The sequence below is a fragment of the Pseudomonas sp. QLc11A genome (assembly GCF_052112305.1).
Taxonomy (GTDB): Bacteria; Pseudomonadota; Gammaproteobacteria; order Pseudomonadales; family Pseudomonadaceae; genus Aquipseudomonas; species Aquipseudomonas laurylsulfatiphila.
The window spans coordinates 14,164-32,518 of sequence record NZ_JAVAJJ010000020.1 but is presented as its reverse complement, the minus strand read 5'-3'; the positions used below and the strand labels follow the sequence as shown (position 1 = coordinate 32,518).

Sequence of the window (18,355 nt, the reverse complement as noted above, 5' to 3'; positions counted from 1 at the left end):
CTATATTTGCCAAGGAGGGACAGCCTGATGATGTACCAAAGGCGGGCATTATAAGGCCGCCGGGCGGGGATACCAGAGAGATCTCCTTTGACTGTTCCGGCCTCTTCGCGGGCAAGCCCGCTCCCACAAGTATTGTGAACGCCACAGAACCTTGTGGGAGCGGGCTTGCCCGCGAAGAGGCCACAGCAGACGACATCAATTCATCGCCCAAACAAAAACGGCAGCCTCACCGGGCTGCCGCTTTGTTTACAACGTACCGATCACTCAAGCCAGACGCGAAAGCATCTCCCTGGCTTCGCTCTTCTGCTCGTCACTGCCTTCGCTCACGACCTCTTTGAGGATGTCGCGGGCACCGTCGCTGTCGCCCATGTCGATATAGGCCTGCGCCAGATCGAGCTTGGTAGCGGCTTCATCGGTACCCGAGAGGAAGTCGAACTCGTCATCGCCATCCAGTGCGGCATCGGCTTCGGTAAAGGTCGGCTCACCGATGCTGTTGGACAAACTTTCCAGCTCGGCATTGACATCATCCAGCTCGGCAGCGAACGCATCCGGCGTGCTCATTTCGTCGGCCAGCGACAGGTCGAAGTCGGCAGGCAAATCCAGATCATCCAGCGCAACGCCAGGAACAGCCGGAGTTTCGGCGACGGGAAAATCCTTCACGCCCTCATCCAGATCCAGCAGGAAATCATCTTCAGCCAGCATCGCCGGCGAGGGTTGCGCACCGAGATCCAGGTCAAGGTCGAAGTCCGACAGATCGTCGAGGTTTTCCTTGATTTCAGTCTGTTGCTGCAACACCGACTCAAAACTCAGATCGTCATCCAGCGGGAATTCGTCCAGATCCGCCAAAGCCGCCACTTCAGGCTCCGGTACAGGTGCCGGTGCAGGCGCCACTGGCTGGATCGTGTCCAGATCATCCAGGCTCAGGTCGAAGGCGCTGTCGAGGTCATCCTCGAACGGCGTCGGTTCCGGCGCGGGTGCTTGCGGCTCATCGAGCAACAGGTCCTTGACGTACTGCGCGTCCAGTTCGGCCGCAACGGCGGCTGCGGCGATGCCACCGGCAGCCACCAGCGCCATGGCCGGGAAGCGGCTTTTGAGCTTTTCCACCTGGGCGAAGTTGTCGCCATTGGCCACCAGCTTGCGCTCCTGGCTGACGAACGCATCGCGGTCGCCTTGCTGGCCATAGACTTCCATCAGCTTCAAGCGCAAATCGCTGCGCTGAGGCTCTCGCTTGACGCCGTCCTCCAGCAACGCGGCAGCCTGGTTCAGGCGACCGGCACTGATGTGCGACTGAGCCTGGCCCAGTACATCGTCGGAACGCTCGGCAGCCGGCGACACCAATGGCGCGGCGATCGGCGTGGTCATCACGACCGGGGCAATGACCGGCGCAGGCGCGGGAGCTGGCGTCGGTGCAGTCGCCAGCTTCACGCTTGGCGACGGAACTTCCAGGCCTTCGAAGCTGCTTTCCGGCAGATCGAGATCGGCCGAGAACGGCTGTTCTTCGGCCAGGGCACGCGCCATGCGCTGATGCTTTTCGGCTGCTTGCTGGGCTTTGCGACGGCGCGCCAGCAACAGCAGCAAGAGCAGCAGAACGACAGCACCGCCACCCACCAGGCCCAGCAGCACCGGATTGCTCAGCAACTCATTGAATTTCTGATCGTCGGATGCGGCCGGCGTCGGAGCTGCCTCGGGTGCCGTGGCCACTGGCGCAGGTGCAACCGGCGCAGTGTCTGCCGGAGCAGGTGCAGCCGGATTGGGCGCCAGCTCGGCCGACATTGCCGGAGCCGTTGCGGTGCCTGGTGCGCCAGTCGCGCCCTCGGCCTGCAACTTGGCCAGTTGATTGTTCTTCAGCTCGATCAGGCGCTGCAGCTTGTCCACCTGGCTTTGCAGGTCGGCCATGCGGCTTTTCAGTTCGGCGTTATCACGACGACTGCTGTCGAGGCTCTCCTGAGTCACCGCCAACTTGTTGCTAAGGGCCGCAGCATCGCCGGCAGGTCCTTTGCCACGATTCTTGCCGGACTCGGCAGACACCAGGCTCAGTTTGTCGCCGGCCGCTTGAGTCGGAGCAACATCGGTGCGACCGCGATTGGTGGCGTCCAGTTGCTGCTGCCCTGCCCCGGGCTTGGCGACATAACGGCGCCCCTGACGCCAGGCCTTGTTCTGCGCGGCCACTTCGGCGATGGCCTTGGGTTGCGGCAGGTTCGTGCTCTGCGCCTGATCCGGCATACGCAGCACCTGGCCGGTTTTCAGGCGGTTGATGTTGCCGTCAATGAAGGCGTCCGGGTTCAGCGCCTGAATGGCCAGCATGGTTTGCTGGATCGAACCGCCATTACGCGCCTTCGCGGCGATTTCCCACAGGGTATCGCGCGGCGTGGTGGTGTATTGCGACGGTTTGGTCGCACCGGTGACCGGCGCAGCGACGGTTGAAGTCGGTGCGGGCTGCGCAGCCGCATCAGCGGCTTGCGGCGAGAATTTCGATGGATCGAGCAGCACACTGTAGTCGCGCAGCAAACGGCCATTCGGCCACATCACCTGAACCAGGAACTTCACCATCGGCTCGGAGAGAGGCTTGCTGGAGGTCACGCGCAGGATGCTTTTGCCGCTGGCGTTAAGCACCGGGGTGAAGGTCAAGTCATTCAGAAACGCCTGGCGGTCGACACCGGCCTTGGCGAAATCTTCCGGCGAAGCCAGGCTCGGCACCAATTCGGCAGCGGTGAGGTCCTTGACATCGAGCAGCTCGATTTCCGCCACCAGCGGCTGGTTGAGCGTCGATTTCAGGGTCAGTTCCCCGAGCCCGAGGGCATGCGCCATACCGGAGGACAGCGCCGAGGCGGCCGCTATTGCTAACACCAGTTTGCGAACTTGAACCATTAGCTCATCCTTAGTTTGAACATTCCTCGGCCAGCGAGAAGATATTGATAGCCGCAGCCGCAAGGCATTGCGTGCAACGACGAAGGTCGTCGCGCGCGATCATTTGATTGATGCCCCGCAAAGCCCCGCAGAGTGGCTCGCCTTCAGCACTCCGGCAAGCATAGGCTCGTGCGGAATCAATCGACAAATTGTTGCAAAGTATCTTTTACAGCAGGTCTTTAATCAACAACTCAGCCAGCTGCACAGCGTTGAGCGCGGCGCCTTTGCGTACGTTATCTGACGTCAGCCACAAATTAAGTTCCGACAGGTCGTCGATACCCTGGCGAACCCGCCCCACGTAGACCACATCCTGGCCTACCGCATCACCTACCGGCGTCGGGTAATCGCCTGCCTCGACCAGCTCGATACCGGGCGCGTCTTCCAACGCAGCATTGACTTTGGCCAAATCAATGTCGTTTGCGCACTGCAGGGTCACGCTATAGCTATCGCCAAAAAACACCGGGGCTTGAATGCAAGTGACGGAAATCTTCAATGAAGGCAACGCCATGACCTGACGCAGCTCACGCACCAGGCGTTTTTCCAGCAGCGTATGACCTTGTTCATCCGGCTTGCCGACCTGAGCCAACAGGTTGAAGGCCATTTGCCGGTCAAAGAATTTCGGCTCGAGCGGCCGCACATTCAGCAGTTCGGCGGTTTGCCGGGCAAGCTCACTCACGGCTTCACGGCCCTGGGCCGATACCGCCAGGCTGGCGGTCAGGCTGACGCGCTGCAAATCGAGCACATCCATCAGCGGCGCGAGCACCACCGCCAGCGTGGTAGCCGAAGGACTTGGACTGCTGACCAGAAACGGCTTTTTCAAGCCCGCCAGCACCTGAGCGTTGGCCTCAGGCACGACCTGCGGCGCCTTATCCGCCGACAAGGCACCGGACAGATCGATCACCGAGCAACCGGCATCGTTCGCACGGGAAGCAAAACTCAAGGAAACCGCCGGGCCGGCGGCAAAAAATGCCAACTGCACCTTGCTGAAGTCGAACTCATCGACTTCCCGCACCCGCACGTTCTTGCCGCGAAAGGGTACGGAACTGCCGGCCGACTCGCTACTGGCCAACAGGTGCAGGGTGCCGATCGGGAAATCGCGCTCTTCGAGAATCTGCACGAGTGTTTCGCCGACAGTACCGGTGGCGCCGATCACGGCAATATCAATGGTCTGGCTCATGGTTTTACCTCTGGCGAAACGGGGGGAGCGGCACTTTACCGGGTGGTGGGGATGCAGGCAATTCTGCCGGGCCTTGTGGTGCCTGTGATGGCCCCTTCGCGAGCAAGCTCGCTCCCACAGTTGACCGCATTCCCCTGTGGGAGCGAGCCTGCTCGCGAAGGCGTCGGACCTGAAAACATTTCGCCCATAAAAAAACCCGCGCCTCGTTCAAGGCGCGGGTTCTTTCATTGCATCAGTCGATCAACGCTCGAGCAGGATCCGCAGCATGCGACGCAGCGGTTCGGCCGCGCCCCACAGCAACTGGTCGCCGACGGTGAACGCGCCGACGAACTGCGAGCCCATGTTCAGCTTGCGCAGACGGCCAACCGGGATGTTCAGGGTGCCGGTGACCTTGTTCGGGCTCAGCTCCTGAATGCTGGTCTCGCGACTGTTCGGCACCAGCTTGACCCAAGGGTTGTGCTGGCTGATCAACCCTTCGATATCGGCGATAGGCACGTCTTTGTTCAGCTTGATGGTCAGCGCCTGGCTATGGCAGCGCATGGCACCGATGCGCACGCAGATGCCATCGACCGGGATCGGGCTCTTGAAGCGACCGAGGATCTTGTTGGTCTCGGCCTGGGCCTTCCACTCTTCGCGGCTCTGGCCGTTCGGCAGTTCCTTGTCGATCCACGGGATCAGGCTGCCGGCCAGCGGTACGCCGAAGTTTTCGGTCGGGTACGCGTCGCTGCGCATGGCTTCGGCCACGCGACGGTCGATGTCGAGGATCGCGCTGGCCGGATCGGCCAGTTGATCGGCGACAGCGGCGTGGGTCGCGCCCATCTGCTTGATCAGTTCACGCATGTTCTGCGCGCCGGCACCGGAGGCCGCCTGATAGGTCATGGCGCTCATCCACTCGACCAAACCGGCTTCGAACAGGCCACCGAGGCCCATCAGCATCAGGCTGACGGTGCAGTTGCCGCCGATGTAGTTCTTGGTGCCAGCATCGAGCTGCTGGTCGATGACCTTGCGGTTCACCGGGTCCAGCACGATCACCGCGTCATCCTGCATGCGCAGGCTGGAGGCGGCGTCGATCCAGTAACCCTGCCAGCCGGCTTCGCGCAGCTTGGGGAAGACTTCGCTGGTGTAGTCGCCACCCTGGCAGGTCAGAATCACGTCGAGGGTTTTCAGCTCTTCAATGCTGTAAGCGTCCTTGAGCGGAGCAATGTCCTTGCCCACGGACGGGCCTTGGCCACCGACATTGGAAGTGGTGAAAAACACCGGCTCGATAAGATCGAAATCCTGCTCTTCCAGCATCCGCTGCATGAGCACGGAACCGACCATACCGCGCCAACCGATCAGACCTACACGTTTCATCGCAACTACACCTTCTTGAAATGTGGGCCGCTGCCTTGTCTTGAATTTGGCAGCGGGCCCGAGAGATTACAGATTCCGCAGCGCGGCGACTACTGCGTCACCCATTTCCTGCGTACCGACTTTAGTGCAACCGGCCGACCAGATGTCACCCGTGCGCAAGCCCTGATCGAGCACCAGGCTCACGGCTTTCTCGATGGCGTCGGCGGCAGCCTGCTGATTGAAGCTGTAACGCAGCATCATCGACACCGACAGAATGGTCGCCAGCGGGTTGGCAATGCCCTTGCCCGCGATGTCCGGCGCCGAACCGTGGCACGGCTCGTACATGCCCTTGTTGTTGGTGTCCAGGGACGCCGACGGCAGCATGCCGATGGAACCGGTGAGCATCGAGGCCTGGTCGGACAGGATGTCGCCGAACATGTTGTCGGTAACGATCACATCGAACTGCTTCGGTGCACGCACCAGTTGCATGGCGGCGTTGTCGACGTACATGTGGCTCAGTTCGACTTCAGGATAATCCTTGGCCACTTGCTCGACCACTTCACGCCACAATTGGCTGGACGCCAGTACGTTGGCCTTGTCCACCGAGCACAGCTTCTTGCCGCGGACCATGGCCATGTCGAAGCCGACACGGGCGATGCGGCGGATTTCGCTTTCGCTGTACGGCAGGGTGTCGTAGGACTGACGCTCGCCGTTTTCCAGGGTACGGGTGCCACGCGGTGCACCGAAATAGATGCCGCCGGTCAGTTCGCGAACGATCAGGATGTCCAGCCCGGCAACGATTTCCGGCTTCAGGCTGGAAGCCTCGGCCAGTTGCGGGTACAGGATCGCCGGACGCAGGTTGCCGAACAGGCCCAGTTGCGCACGGATTTTCAACAGGCCGCGCTCAGGGCGGATGTCACGCTCGATGGTGTCCCATTTCGGGCCGCCGACCGCACCCAGCAACACGGCATCGGCCGCGCGGGCACGCTCCAGGGTTTCATCAGCCAAAGGCACGCCGTGTTTGTCGATGGCCGCGCCACCGATCACGTCGTGGCTCAGCTCGAAGCCCAGAGAGAACTTGTCACTGGCCAGTTCCAGCACCTTGACCGCTTCGGCCATGATTTCCGGGCCAATACCGTCACCTGGGAGAATCAGAATCTGCTTGCTCATGCTTTCCTCATGTCATCAGTCGGTGCACCCACGGGGCGCTCCCGGAAAAACTCTATCGATCGGTACCTATCTTTCTACAAACAGTACCAGCACATCGGTACTGAACGAACCATCGGCCTCAATCTCAAAATATTCGCGTACTTCATGACCCATCGACTGCTGCAACTGGCGGATCGCCGCGCGCATCACTTCAGGGGTGCGCATGCGCTCGACCCAGCTGTTGTACTCCAGGCGCAAGCGCTGACGGGTGGTACTGCGGGTGTGCAACCCCGCCTCACTGACCTGACGCAGCCACTCTCCGGCGGAGTAATCGCGCACATGGCTGGTGTCACGCAGCACTTCGACGCTTTGCAGGTAAGTGTCGAACAACGGACTGCCCGGTGACAACACGTCGACAAATGCCGCCACGCCACCCGGTTTCAACACCCGGCGCACTTCCCGCAGCGCCACGCCCAGGTCGCTCCAATGGTGCGCCGAATAGCGGCTGAAGACGAAATCGAATTCGCCATCGGCGAACGGCAGGCGCTCGGCGGCACCGTTGACCGTGGACACATTGCCCAAACCCCGGTCAGCAGCGGCAGCCGTCACCACATCGAGCATCTGTTGCGACAGGTCGTAGGCCACGACTTCCCTGACCAGCGGCGCTACGTGGAAACTCACGTGACCGGCGCCGCACCCCAGGTCCAGGACCCGGGCATCGCCCTGCCCCGCCAGTTCAGCCTGTAGCAGCGCGAACTCGGTGCCTTGAGCGTGGACGGCGCTGCTCAGGTAGGCGGCTGCCTGTTCACCGAATTGCTTTTGGACTACCTGGCTGTGCTGGGCGGTGCTGGTCATGGGGACTTCCTTTTGGGGGGTGAGTCTTGGGGTGTCTGTTCTGGCCTCATCGCGAGCAAGCTCGCTCCCACAGGTTTTGTTTACGCCGCAAATCCAATGTGGGAGCGAGCTTGCTCGCGATGGCGTCATTACGCCTTACGCAAAATCAAGCGTCGCGAAACAACCAGGGCTGGCTCGCACGGTGCTTGGCCTCAAACGCTGCAATCGCATCACCGTCCTGCAAGGTCAGGCCGATATCGTCCAGACCGTTGAGCAGGCAATGCTTGCGGAAGGCATCGATTTCAAAGCTCAACACCTTGCCGTCAGGGCGGGTCACGGTCTGGGCTTGCAGATCGACCTGCAACTGATACCCCGGATTGGCCTCGACCTGCTGGAACAGTTCGTCGACTTCCGCATCGCTCAGGATGATCGGCAGCAAGCCATTCTTGAAGCTGTTGTTGAAGAAGATGTCGGCATAGCTCGGCGCGATGATGCTGCGGAAACCGTACTCTTCCAGCGCCCACGGCGCGTGTTCACGACTGGAGCCGCAACCGAAGTTCTCACGGGCCAGCAACACGCTGGCGCCCTGGTAACGCTCGGCATTGAGGACGAAGTCCTTGTTCAGCGGACGCTTGGAGTTGTCCTGGTACGGCTGCCCCACATCCAGGTAGCGCCACTCATCGAACAGGTTCGGTCCAAAACCAGTGCGTTTGATCGACTTCAAGAACTGCTTCGGAATGATCTGGTCGGTGTCGACGTTGGCACGATCCAAAGGCGCGACAAGTCCAGTGTGCTGGGTAAAAGCTTTCATGCTGCGCTCCTTAAATCAATTCACGGACGTCGACGAAACGACCGTTTACGGCAGCGGCCGCGGCCATGGCCGGGCTGACGAGGTGGGTACGGCCACCGGCGCCCTGACGGCCTTCGAAGTTACGGTTGGAGGTCGAGGCGCAATGCTCGCCACTTTCCAAACGGTCCGGGTTCATCGCCAGGCACATCGAGCAACCCGGCTCACGCCATTCGAAACCGGCTTCGAGGAAAATCTTGTCCAGGCCTTCCGATTCAGCCTGAGCCTTCACCAGGCCCGAACCTGGAACGACGATGGCCTGCTTGATGGTCGAGGCCACTTTGCGGCCCTTGGCGATCACCGCTGCGGCGCGCAGGTCTTCGATCCGCGAGTTGGTGCAGGAACCGATGAACACGCGGTCGAGCTGGATGTCGGTGATCGCCTGATTGGCGGTCAAACCCATGTACTTCAAGGCACGGACGATGGAATCACGCTTGACCAGGTCCATTTCCTTCGCAGGATCCGGCACGTTCTGGTCGACCGCCAATACCATTTCCGGCGAGGTGCCCCAGCTGACCTGCGGCTTGATTTGCGTTGCGTCGAGCTCGACCACGGTGTCGAATCTGGCGTTGGCGTCAGAAACCAGGTCTTTCCAGGCTTCGACGGCCAGGTCCCACTCCGCGCCTTTCGGAGCGAACGGACGACCCTTGACGTATTCCACAGTCTTTTCGTCTGCAGCCACCAGGCCCACGCGAGCGCCGGCTTCGATGGACATGTTGCAGATGGTCATGCGGCCTTCCACGGACAGGTCGCGAATCGCGCTGCCAGCGAACTCGATGGCGTGGCCGTTACCGCCGGCGGTGCCGATCTTGCCGATCACGGCGAGCACGATGTCCTTGGCGGTCACGCCGAACGGCAATTGGCCTTCGACGCGCACCAGCATGTTTTTCATTTTCTTGGCGACCAGGCACTGGGTGGCGAGCACATGCTCGACCTCGGAAGTGCCGATACCGTGCGCCAATGCGCCGAATGCGCCGTGGGTCGAGGTGTGGGAGTCGCCGCAGACCACGGTCATGCCCGGCAAGGTGGCGCCCTGCTCCGGGCCGATGACGTGGACGATGCCCTGGCGAACGTCGTTCATCTTGAATTCGACAATGCCGTATTCATCGCAGTTGTCATCGAGGGTCTGGACTTGCAGGCGCGAGACCTGGTCAACGATGGCGTCGATGCCGCCCTTGCGCTCCGGGGTGGTCGGTACGTTGTGGTCCGGGGTCGCGATGTTGGCATCGATGCGCCATGGCTTGCGCCCGGCCAGACGCAGGCCTTCAAAGGCTTGCGGCGAAGTCACTTCGTGGATGATGTGACGGTCGATGTAGATCAGCGCAGAGCCATCGTCGCGCTGCTTGACCAAATGCGAATCCCAGAGCTTGTCGTAGAGCGTTTTGCCGGCCATCAGACGGTTTCCTCATCAGCTTTTCTATGCCAGAGAGGTCTGTGTAGCGTGCTTGGTGGTTCAACTTCGGCGCCTGAAGCCCACATCCTGCGTTGCTGCTCCTCGCCATAGCAAGCTATGACTCGTCGCAGCGCCTTGGCTATGGACTTCCGGCTTCCGAATTTGAACCACCAAACACACCACACACACCTCTTGGGTCTTGAGCGATTCAATAACCCCTTGGCTTGTGAGGTCGATCCTATGGGGTTACATTAAATAACTCAAATTCATATTTTTTATGCTTTGGATAACCAACTGGAATGCGAACATGGACCTGGCCAACCTCAATGCTTTTATTGCCATCGCCGAGACCGGAAGTTTCTCCGGTGCAGGTGAACGGCTGCACCTGACCCAGCCGGCCATCAGCAAGCGCATCGCCGGACTGGAGCAGCAATTGAAGGTGCGGCTGTTCGATCGCCTGGGCCGTGAAGTGGGTTTGACCGAGGCCGGGCGCGCCCTGCTGCCACGGGCCTATCAGATTCTCAATGTGCTGGACGATACGCGCCGCGCCCTGACCAACCTCACCGGCGAAGTGACCGGCCGCCTGACCCTGGCCACCAGTCACCACATCGGCCTGCACCGCTTGCCGCCTTTATTAAGGGAATTCACCCGACGCTACCCGCAAGTGGCGCTGGATATTCAGTTTCTCGATTCGGAAGTGGCCTACGAGGAAATTCTCCATGGTCGCGCCGAACTGGCGGTCATCACCCTCGCACCGGAGCCCCACACACTGGTCAAGGCGACGCCTGTGTGGGACGACCCGCTGGATTTCGTGGTCGCCCCGGAGCATTCACTGCTCGACAACGGCAAGGTCAGCCTGGCGGACATCGCCCGACACCCGGCGGTATTCCCCGGTGGCAACACCTTTACCCACCACATCGTGCAACGGCTGTTTGAAGCCCAGGGCCTGACACCCAACATCGCCATGAGTACCAACTACCTGGAAACCATCAAGATGATGGTCTCGATCGGCCTGGCCTGGAGTGTCTTGCCGCGCACCATGCTCGATGACCAGGTGGCGCGCATACCTTTGCCGGGCATACAGCTCACTCGCCAGCTAGGCTATATCCTGCACACGGAAAGGACGCTGTCGAATGCTGCGCGGGCCTTCATGGCCTTACTGGACGCTCAACTCGATCTGCCAGGGACTCAAGGCTAAGTTGTGCTACTCCTATAGAGCCGCGAATACCTGCAACAAATGCCCAACACCAGCCCAAGGCTTGCCAATGCCGAAATCTGTAGACCGTATTCCGCCGATGCCGCGTATCCAGGCAATTGATCCGAAAAGCTCCGAACAGAGCTGGGAAAGCGCCTCGCAATTGCTGGCCGCGCTCAACGGTGCGCGCCTGGGCGCCTGGTATTGGGACATCGAACGCGGGAAGATCAGTTGGTCCCGGGGCACGCAGGCGCTGTTCGGCTTCGATCCACGGCAACCGCTGCCCCATGACCTGGAATACCTCGACCTTCTACCCCCAGAGGATCGCGCCAAAACCGTTCGTGCCTTTCATGCGGTCATTGGCGGCGCGCCACTGGAGCAGGCCATGCACCACCGCATCCGCTGGCCCGACGGCAGCCTGCACTGGCTGGAAATCAGCGGCAGCCTGTTGCCGGACAAGCATGGCCGGCCGCGAATGATTGGCGTGATCCGCGAGATCACTCACCAGCGCCAGCGTGAGCAGGCCTTGAGCAGCTCGGAAAAACGCTTCGCCACCCTGTTTCACCTGTGTCCGAACATGGTTCTGCTGACCCGCCAGGAAGATGGCCTGATTACCGAAGCCAACCAGTATTTCGAAAGCCTGTTCGGTTGGCCTGTGCAAAACGCGATCGGCCGCACCACCCTGGAACTGGGGCTGTGGGTGCACCCCGAGCAACGGGCCGAACTGGTCAAGGCCACTAAAGCCAAGGGCGACGTGGTGAGCATGGAAGTGCAGTTTCGCGCCAGCAACGGCCAGATCCATGACGGCATCCTCAGTGCGCAAAAAGTCGAGCTCGAAGGCCAGCCCTATCTACTGAGCACCTTCCTGGACACCACCGAACGCAAAGTCGCCGAACATGCCCTCAAAGACAGCCAGGAACGCCTCGACCTGGCCCTGGATTCGGCGCAACTCGGGACCTGGGACTGGCACATTCCCAGCGGCATGCTCTATGGATCGGCACGGGCCGCCCAACTGCACGGTCTGGAAGCCAAACCCTTTCACGAATCCTTCGACGCGTTTTTCGAAGGCGTACCCGGCGAAGAGCGCGACACCATGCGCGACGCCTACCGCAGCCTGCGCGAAGGCCCGGCCGGCAACTATCAATTGACCTACCGCGTGCAATTGCCCGACGGCAGCTCACGCTACCTGGAAAGCCGCGCCCGCCTCTACCGCGATGACAACGGCGTACCGGTGCGCATGGCCGGCACCTTGCTCGACATCACTGACCAGGTGGAGCGCGAACAACGGCTGGTGGCCTCCGAAGAAAAATTCGCCACGCTGTTCCAGGTCAGCCCCGATCCGATCTGCGTCACCCACCAGGACAGCGGCCAGTTCATAGAAATCAACTCCAGCTTCACCCAGACCTTCGGCTGGAGCGCCGCCGATGTGATCGGCCGCAGTGCCGACGAAATCGGCCTGTGGGACGCGTCAGCGAAAAGCCTGCGACGGATCGAACAAGTGATCCGCGAACAAGGCCTGAACAACGTCGCCATTCTCGTCCAGCACAAGGACGGACAGGCCCTGACCTGCGTGATTTCCAGCCGCCAGATCAGCGTCGGCGACCAGGCCTGCATCGTCACCACGCTGCGCGACATCACCCAGCAACAACGCTCGGAAGCGGCGCTCAAGGCCAGTGAAGAGAAATTTGCCAAGGCCTTCCACTCCAGCCCCGATGCCATCACCATCACCGAGCGCGACACCGGCCGCTATCTGGAGGTCAACGACGGTTTCTGCCGCCTGACCGGCTACCGCGCCGAAGAAGTGGTGGGGCGCACGGTGTACCAGGTCGGGATCTGGGCGGAAGAAAAACAACGCTCGGCGCTGCTGGCCGAATTGCAGATCAAGGGCCGGGTTCATCACCAGGAAATGCTCGGGCGCAACAAGCGCGGCGAACTGCTCACCGTCGAAGTCTCGGTGGAACCGATCACCCTCAACGAAACTGCCTGCCTGCTGTTGACCGCGCGGGACGTGAGCCTGCTGAAAAACGCCGAAGCACAGATTCGCCACCTGGCCTACCACGACCCACTGACCAACCTGCCCAACCGTGCCTTGCTGATGGACCGCCTGAGCCAGCAGATCGCCCTGCTCAAACGGCATAACCTGCGCGGCGCGCTGATGTTCCTCGACCTCGACCATTTCAAGCACATCAACGACTCCCTCGGGCACCCGGTGGGCGATACCGTGCTGAAAATCATCACCGCGCGCCTGGAGGCCAGCGTGCGCATGGAGGACACCGTTGCACGCCTGGGTGGCGACGAATTCGTGGTGCTGCTCAGCGGTCTCGAAGGCTCGCGCAGCGAAGTCAGCGATCAGGTTCGGGAACTGGCCGACACCATCCGCGAGCTGCTGTCCGAACCGATGTTCCTCGACGGCCAGCGCCTGCAAGTGACGCCAAGTATCGGCATTGCGCTGATCCCCGATCACGGCTCGACCCCGACCGACCTGCTCAAGCGCGCCGACATCGCGCTCTATCGCGCCAAGGACTCGGGGCGCAATACTGCGCAGATGTACCACAACACCATGCAGAAGGCCGCGAGCGAACGCCTGCGCATGGAAACCGACCTGCGCCTGGCCCTGTCCCGGGGCGAGTTTCGCGTGCATTACCAACCCCAGGTCGACGCCCGGGGCGACCGCATCGTCGGCGCCGAGGCCCTGGTACGCTGGAATCATCCAGAGCTCGGCGCACAGTCACCCACCGAGTTCATCAAGGTGCTGGAAGACAGCGGACTGATCCTGGAGGTCGGCACCTGGATCCTCGACGAAGCCTGCCAGGCCTTCAAGAAATTGATCGACCGGGGCCTGGTGAACCCGTACAAATTCAGCCTGTGCGTGAACATCAGCCCGCGCCAGTTCCGCCAGAACGATTTCGTTGAACGCGTTGAAAACAGCCTCGCCACCTATGGGCTGCCCTGCACGTTGCTGAAGCTGGAAATCACCGAAGGCATCGTGATCCAGAACCTGGAAGACACCATCGGCAAAATGCGCCGCCTGAAAAAACTCGGTGTGAGCTTCGCCATGGACGACTTCGGCACCGGCTATTCCTCGCTGACCTACCTCAAGCGCTTGCCGGTCGATACCCTGAAAATCGACAAGTCGTTCATCCGCGACGCCACCAGCGACCCGAACGACGCCGAGATCATCCGCGCCATCGTCGCCATGGCCCACAGCCTGGATTTGAAAGTGATTGCCGAAGGGGTGGAAACAGCGGAGCAGCTTGAGTTCCTGCAGGGGCTGGAGTGTCATTTCTACCAAGGGTATTTGCACAGCCCGCCGTTGCCGGTGGAAGAGTTCCAAAAACTCCTGAAGTGACGCGAACCCTGTAGGAGCTGCCGAAGGCTGCGATCTTTTGATCTTAAAATTCAAAATCAAAAGATCGCAGCCTGCGGCAGCTCCTACAAATGGCACAGGCACAAAAAAGGGCGCCAAAGGCGCCCTTCTTCCTGCCCGGACTCAGTGTTGCAAAGCCGGTTTTTGCGCCCCGTTGATCGGGATGCGCTTGGCTTTCGCCTCTTCCGGAATCACCCGCAGCAGGTCGATGCTCAACAGACCGTTGCTCAGGCCGGCCGCCTTGATCTCGATGTGATCCGCCAGACGGAAGGACAGCTTGAACGCACGCTGGGCAATGCCCTGATACAGATAAGTGACGTCTTCGTTTGCGTCGCGTTTACCGCCACTGATGGTCAGCACACCCTTCTCGACTTCGAGCTCCAGGTCTTCTTCCTGGAAACCAGCCGCTGCGATGACAATACGGTACTGGTCGTCGCCATGTTTTTCCACGTTATAGGGTGGATAGCTGCTGCCTGGCTCGTTGCGCAGGGCGGTCTCGAACAAGTCGTTGAAACGGTCGAAACCTACCGAGGACCGAAACAGTGGGGCCAGGGAAAATGTAGTAGCCATGATTCAAATCTCCTGAAAACAATCAGCAAGGTTTTTTGTCTCCGCGACCCGAATTCGGCATCGCGTAACCCTTAGATAGGGACCGCTGATTGCATTTCAAGAGCTTATTTTCTGCTTTTTTAAAACAGCCTCAGGCGGCTTCAGCCACCGACAGCCCCAACAAACGCGAGACATTATCCAGTTCGGTCTCACGACGCAGGACGGTGAACAGCTCTACCGCCTCGGGATAATTGCGGGTCAGCATCGCCAGCCATTGCTTCAGGCGACCCGGCGATTGGCGTGGCGTCATCTGCGCCTTGGCTTGCAGCCAGAAGTCCTGGATCAGCGGCAGCAGCTCGTTCCAGGTCATCTCCACGACCTCTCCACCGGCCCGGGCAGCGGCGATCTGCCTGGCCAGATCGGGGCGCGAAACCAGGCCGCGACCGAGCATGATGTCTTCCACGCCACTGATCTCGCGGCAACGGCGCCAGTCTTCGACGCTCCAGATATCACCGTTGGCGAACACCGGCACCTTGACCACATCCTGCACCCGCGGAATCCACTCCCAGTGAGCCGGCGGCTTGTAGCCATCGACCTTGGTCCGCGCGTGCACCACGATATGTTCCGCACCGCCTTCGGCCAGGGCCGTGGCACACACCAGCGAACCGTCCGGGCTGTCGAAGCCCAGGCGCATCTTGGCGGTAACCGGAATGTGCGCGGGGACGGCACGACGGACGTGCTCGACGATCTGGTTGAGCAGCTCGGGTTCCTTGAGCAGGACCGCACCACCACGGGATTTGTTGACTGTCTTGGCCGGGCAGCCGAAGTTCAGGTCGATCACCTCCGAACCCAGCTCGCAAGCCAGCGCGGCATTTTCCGCCAGGCACACCGGATCGGAACCGAGCAGTTGCACACGCAGCGGCACGCCGGAGGCGGTCCGGGCACCGTTGAGCAGCTCCGGGCCGAACTTGTGGAAATAGGCAGGCGTCAGCAACTGGTCGTTGACCCGAATGAACTCGGTCACGCACCAGTCAATACCACCCACGCGGGTCAGCACATCGCGCAGGATGTCGTCGACCAACCCCTCCATGGGCGCCAAAGCAATTTGCATGAAAAACACACTCGAGGAAAAACGTGCAGCAGTTTACTGGATTGCGCGAGAAACCGCAGATCCCTTGTGGGAGCGAGCCTGCTCGCGAAAGCGCTCTGTCAGATACATTGATGCTGGATTTGCCGCCGCCTTCGCGAGCAGGCTCGCTCCCACATTAGATTTTTGCTGATTCCAAAGCATGCAACGCCGGGCCATAGCCTTCGATGAACTCCGTCGGCATGCGCTTGGGCTTGCCGGTGGACAGCTCGATGCAGACGAACGTGGTTTGCGCGCGCAGCAACGTTACATTATCGCTGGGGCGGATCAGCTGGAAGTGTCGGGTCATTTTCAGGCGCTGGTCCCAATCGACGATCCAGGTCGCCAATTGCAGCTCATCGCCTTCGTAGGCCGCTGCCAGGTAATCGATCTCGTGACGCACTACCGCCATCGCCCGGTCCAGCCGCCGGTATTCGACCAGATCCAGGCCAAGGCGTTGGGAGTGGCGCCAGGCACAGCGCTCGAGCCAGGTCACGTAGACCGCGTTGTTCGCGTGTCCCAACCCGTCGATGTCCTCGGCGTCCACTTGCAGATCAATGATAAATGGCGTTTCCCGATCCCAGCCCATGCCCCACTCCCGGTCAGATGATTTCGACCGGCGCAGTGTAACGGAAGCTCAAGCGGATTGGCGTGATTGCAGACTGCGACCGGCCAGCAGTGATAACACGCCATCAATCACTCGGGGGTCGGCCAATACACGCTGATGACCACCCTCCTTCAAGCGCAGCAAGCGACTGTCGAACCACGCCTCGTGGATCAATTGCGACTCGCTGACCGGGACGAAGGTGTCATCTTCGGCGTGAACGATCAGGCCGGGCATATCGAGTTGATAGTGCGCGACATCCAGCATCGCGGCGCGCATGCCGACATCATTCTCCACCTGGCGAATGAACGCCGAGCGAGCCTTCGGCGGCAGCCCCACATAACGGGCGAAACCACGCAGCACGCCGAGAATCCGCGCCGGGGCGGCAATGCTCACCAGGGTTTCGGTGCGCAAACCCAACTGGACCGCGAGCATGGCACTGGCGCCGCCCATGGAGTGGCCGATGACCGCTTGCAGCGGGGGCAGTTCGGAAGCGGCTTCAAGCATGGCGCGAGCGAACAGCACCACATTCGCTTCGCTGCCCGGCGAGCGGCCGTGGGCCGGACCATCCAGGGCGACGACCGAGTAACCGGCATCGACCAGCGCGGTGATGAGGCTGGCAAACTGCGTCGGCCGACCTTCCCAACCGTGCATCAGCAGCACGGCCGGCCCCTGCCCCCAACGCAGCGCCGAAAGGCCAAACCGCAGGGTAATGCGCTCGGATCGCGCCAACAGCGGCAGCTCCCAGTCACGGGGCGGCAGGTCCCGCGGTGTCATGAAGGCCAATCGCATTTTGCTAGCGACCAGTTTCGGGGCAAACCAGCCCAAGGTGCCATTAACGCCACGAACCCACTTTAACGCGCTCATCGCATTCTCCTCAGGCCGCAGCCTTCAGGGTCAACGCACTGCCGATTTGGCGGCGCGCAGCAATCGATCTGACAACTCTCCCGGCCCCAGCGCCCGCGCCAGAGCCAGCCCACCCACCATCAAGGCCATATCGGCCAGGGCTTTTTCGGTTTCTTCAGGACTGGCCGCCAACTGCGCGACCATCAATTCCACATGTTCATTCAGGGCGACACGAAACGCTTCCGGCAGCCGCCCCAGTTCGCCGACCGATGCCGGGATCGGACAGGCCGATTCGGAGGAGTCACGGTGCTTGCGCGACAGATAGAACGCAGCCACCAGCGCGCGACGCTCTTCACCGGTCAACTCGGCGTCCATGTCGGCAATCAGGTCGCGGCGGTGACCGAGCAATTGCTTGAACGCCTCGAGCATCATCGCGTCCTTGCTTTCGAAGTGGGCGTAGAAGCCGCCGACCGTCAGGCCCGCCGCCCCCATCACTTCGCCCACGCTTGGCTCGGCCGGGCCACGCTGAATCAGCGCTGCGCTGGCAGCCTTGAGGATGCGTTCGCGGGTCTGAGCTTTTTTATCGTTCATCGTTGCCTCCGAATATTACGATTGAAATATTATTCTCATAATAAATTTTAGCAAGTCATGGGTGTGACCGCTGGTCTGAAGAACAGTTTTTTTGGAAATGGAGGAATTTGGCCAAACGCCAGACAAACAAAAGGGCCATTCAATAATTGAATGACCCTTATAAAATCCCGCAGAGCGGGTAATCGTGGCGTCCCCTAGGGGACTCGAACCCCTGTTACCGCCGTGAAAGGGCGGTGTCCTAGGCCACTAGACGAAGGGGACACAAACCCTTCTATACAATTGATCAGTGCTGAGAGCTGATCGATTCAAGGCCGGTGTGGCCAGACCTTGAACTGTAAAATTGGTGGAGCTAAGCGGGATCGAACCGCTGACCTCCTGCATGCCATGCAGGCGCTCTCCCAGCTGAGCTATAGCCCCGGATTTTTCGCCTCGCGGCGG

At 60.9% G+C, this 18,355-nt stretch carries 14 protein-coding genes and 2 tRNA genes; 2 read left to right on the top strand and 14 right to left on the bottom strand.

The window, feature by feature from the left end; genetic code table 11:
* Nucleotides 1-264: 264 nt before the first annotated feature.
* The 7 genes from Q8X48_RS24580 to leuC all read right to left on the bottom strand — a co-directional run bounded on the left by Q8X48_RS24580 (nt 265) and on the right by leuC (nt 9,639).
* Nucleotides 265-2,868, bottom strand: coding sequence for a FimV/HubP family polar landmark protein (locus Q8X48_RS24580; protein WP_407800101.1), 2,604 nt, complete (start codon nt 2,866-2,868; stop codon nt 265-267).
* A 205-nt stretch (nt 2,869-3,073) separates the two neighbouring features.
* Nucleotides 3,074-4,084: an aspartate-semialdehyde dehydrogenase gene (locus tag Q8X48_RS24575; RefSeq protein WP_217837745.1), complete on the bottom strand. Its 1,011-nt coding sequence runs from the start codon at nt 4,082-4,084 to the stop codon at nt 3,074-3,076.
* Between the two features lie 240 nt (nt 4,085-4,324).
* The gene (gene asd / locus Q8X48_RS24570) at nt 4,325-5,437 is read right to left on the bottom strand and encodes an aspartate-semialdehyde dehydrogenase (RefSeq protein WP_007975660.1); all 1,113 of its coding nucleotides are present in this window, start codon (nt 5,435-5,437) and stop codon (nt 4,325-4,327) included.
* A 66-nt stretch (nt 5,438-5,503) separates the two neighbouring features.
* On the bottom strand, nt 5,504-6,586 hold the full coding sequence (gene leuB / locus Q8X48_RS24565) for a 3-isopropylmalate dehydrogenase (protein WP_407800100.1): 1,083 nt from the start codon (nt 6,584-6,586) through the stop codon (nt 5,504-5,506).
* Between the two features lie 66 nt (nt 6,587-6,652).
* Nucleotides 6,653-7,420: a class I SAM-dependent methyltransferase gene (locus Q8X48_RS24560; RefSeq protein ID WP_407800099.1), complete on the bottom strand. Its 768-nt coding sequence runs from the start codon at nt 7,418-7,420 to the stop codon at nt 6,653-6,655.
* Nucleotides 7,421-7,565: 145 nt separating this feature from the next.
* Complete coding sequence (gene leuD / locus Q8X48_RS24555) at nt 7,566-8,210, bottom strand: 3-isopropylmalate dehydratase small subunit (protein WP_015095895.1); 645 nt, start codon at nt 8,208-8,210, stop codon at nt 7,566-7,568.
* A 10-nt stretch (nt 8,211-8,220) separates the two neighbouring features.
* Nucleotides 8,221-9,639 (bottom strand): 3-isopropylmalate dehydratase large subunit, encoded by a 1,419-nt coding sequence (gene leuC / locus Q8X48_RS24550; RefSeq protein ID WP_407800098.1) that lies wholly within the window; start codon nt 9,637-9,639, stop codon nt 8,221-8,223.
* A gap of 307 nt (nt 9,640-9,946) precedes the next feature.
* Between leuC and Q8X48_RS24545 the strand changes: the two genes are divergently transcribed.
* Both Q8X48_RS24545 and Q8X48_RS24540 read left to right on the top strand, forming a co-directional pair.
* Nucleotides 9,947-10,837, top strand: coding sequence for a LysR family transcriptional regulator (locus tag Q8X48_RS24545; RefSeq protein ID WP_126050484.1), 891 nt, complete (start codon nt 9,947-9,949; stop codon nt 10,835-10,837).
* Between the two features lie 67 nt (nt 10,838-10,904).
* A complete protein-coding gene (locus Q8X48_RS24540; RefSeq protein WP_407800097.1) occupies nt 10,905-14,183 on the top strand; it encodes a PAS domain S-box protein in 3,279 nt (1,092 codons plus the stop codon).
* Between the two features lie 141 nt (nt 14,184-14,324).
* Here the strand turns inward: Q8X48_RS24540 and Q8X48_RS24535 are convergent, their stop codons facing one another.
* From Q8X48_RS24535 to Q8X48_RS24505, 7 genes are all read right to left on the bottom strand, one after another.
* Nucleotides 14,325-14,771: an Hsp20 family protein gene (locus Q8X48_RS24535; protein ID WP_095965286.1), complete on the bottom strand. Its 447-nt coding sequence runs from the start codon at nt 14,769-14,771 to the stop codon at nt 14,325-14,327.
* Nucleotides 14,772-14,901: 130 nt separating this feature from the next.
* Nucleotides 14,902-15,861 (bottom strand): tRNA dihydrouridine synthase, encoded by a 960-nt coding sequence (locus tag Q8X48_RS24530; protein ID WP_407800096.1) that lies wholly within the window; start codon nt 15,859-15,861, stop codon nt 14,902-14,904.
* A gap of 154 nt (nt 15,862-16,015) precedes the next feature.
* Nucleotides 16,016-16,465: an acyl-CoA thioesterase gene (locus tag Q8X48_RS24525; protein ID WP_126050476.1), complete on the bottom strand. Its 450-nt coding sequence runs from the start codon at nt 16,463-16,465 to the stop codon at nt 16,016-16,018.
* A 48-nt stretch (nt 16,466-16,513) separates the two neighbouring features.
* Nucleotides 16,514-17,347, bottom strand: coding sequence for an alpha/beta fold hydrolase (locus tag Q8X48_RS24520; RefSeq protein WP_126050474.1), 834 nt, complete (start codon nt 17,345-17,347; stop codon nt 16,514-16,516).
* 30 nt (nt 17,348-17,377) lie between these two features.
* Entirely contained in the window at nt 17,378-17,917 is a 540-nt protein-coding gene (locus tag Q8X48_RS24515; protein ID WP_102701165.1) for a TetR/AcrR family transcriptional regulator, read from the bottom strand.
* Nucleotides 17,918-18,102: 185 nt separating this feature from the next.
* Nucleotides 18,103-18,178 (bottom strand) — tRNA-Glu (locus Q8X48_RS24510).
* Nucleotides 18,179-18,258: 80 nt separating this feature from the next.
* Nucleotides 18,259-18,334 (bottom strand) — tRNA-Ala (locus tag Q8X48_RS24505).
* Nucleotides 18,335-18,355: the final 21 nt, after the last annotated feature.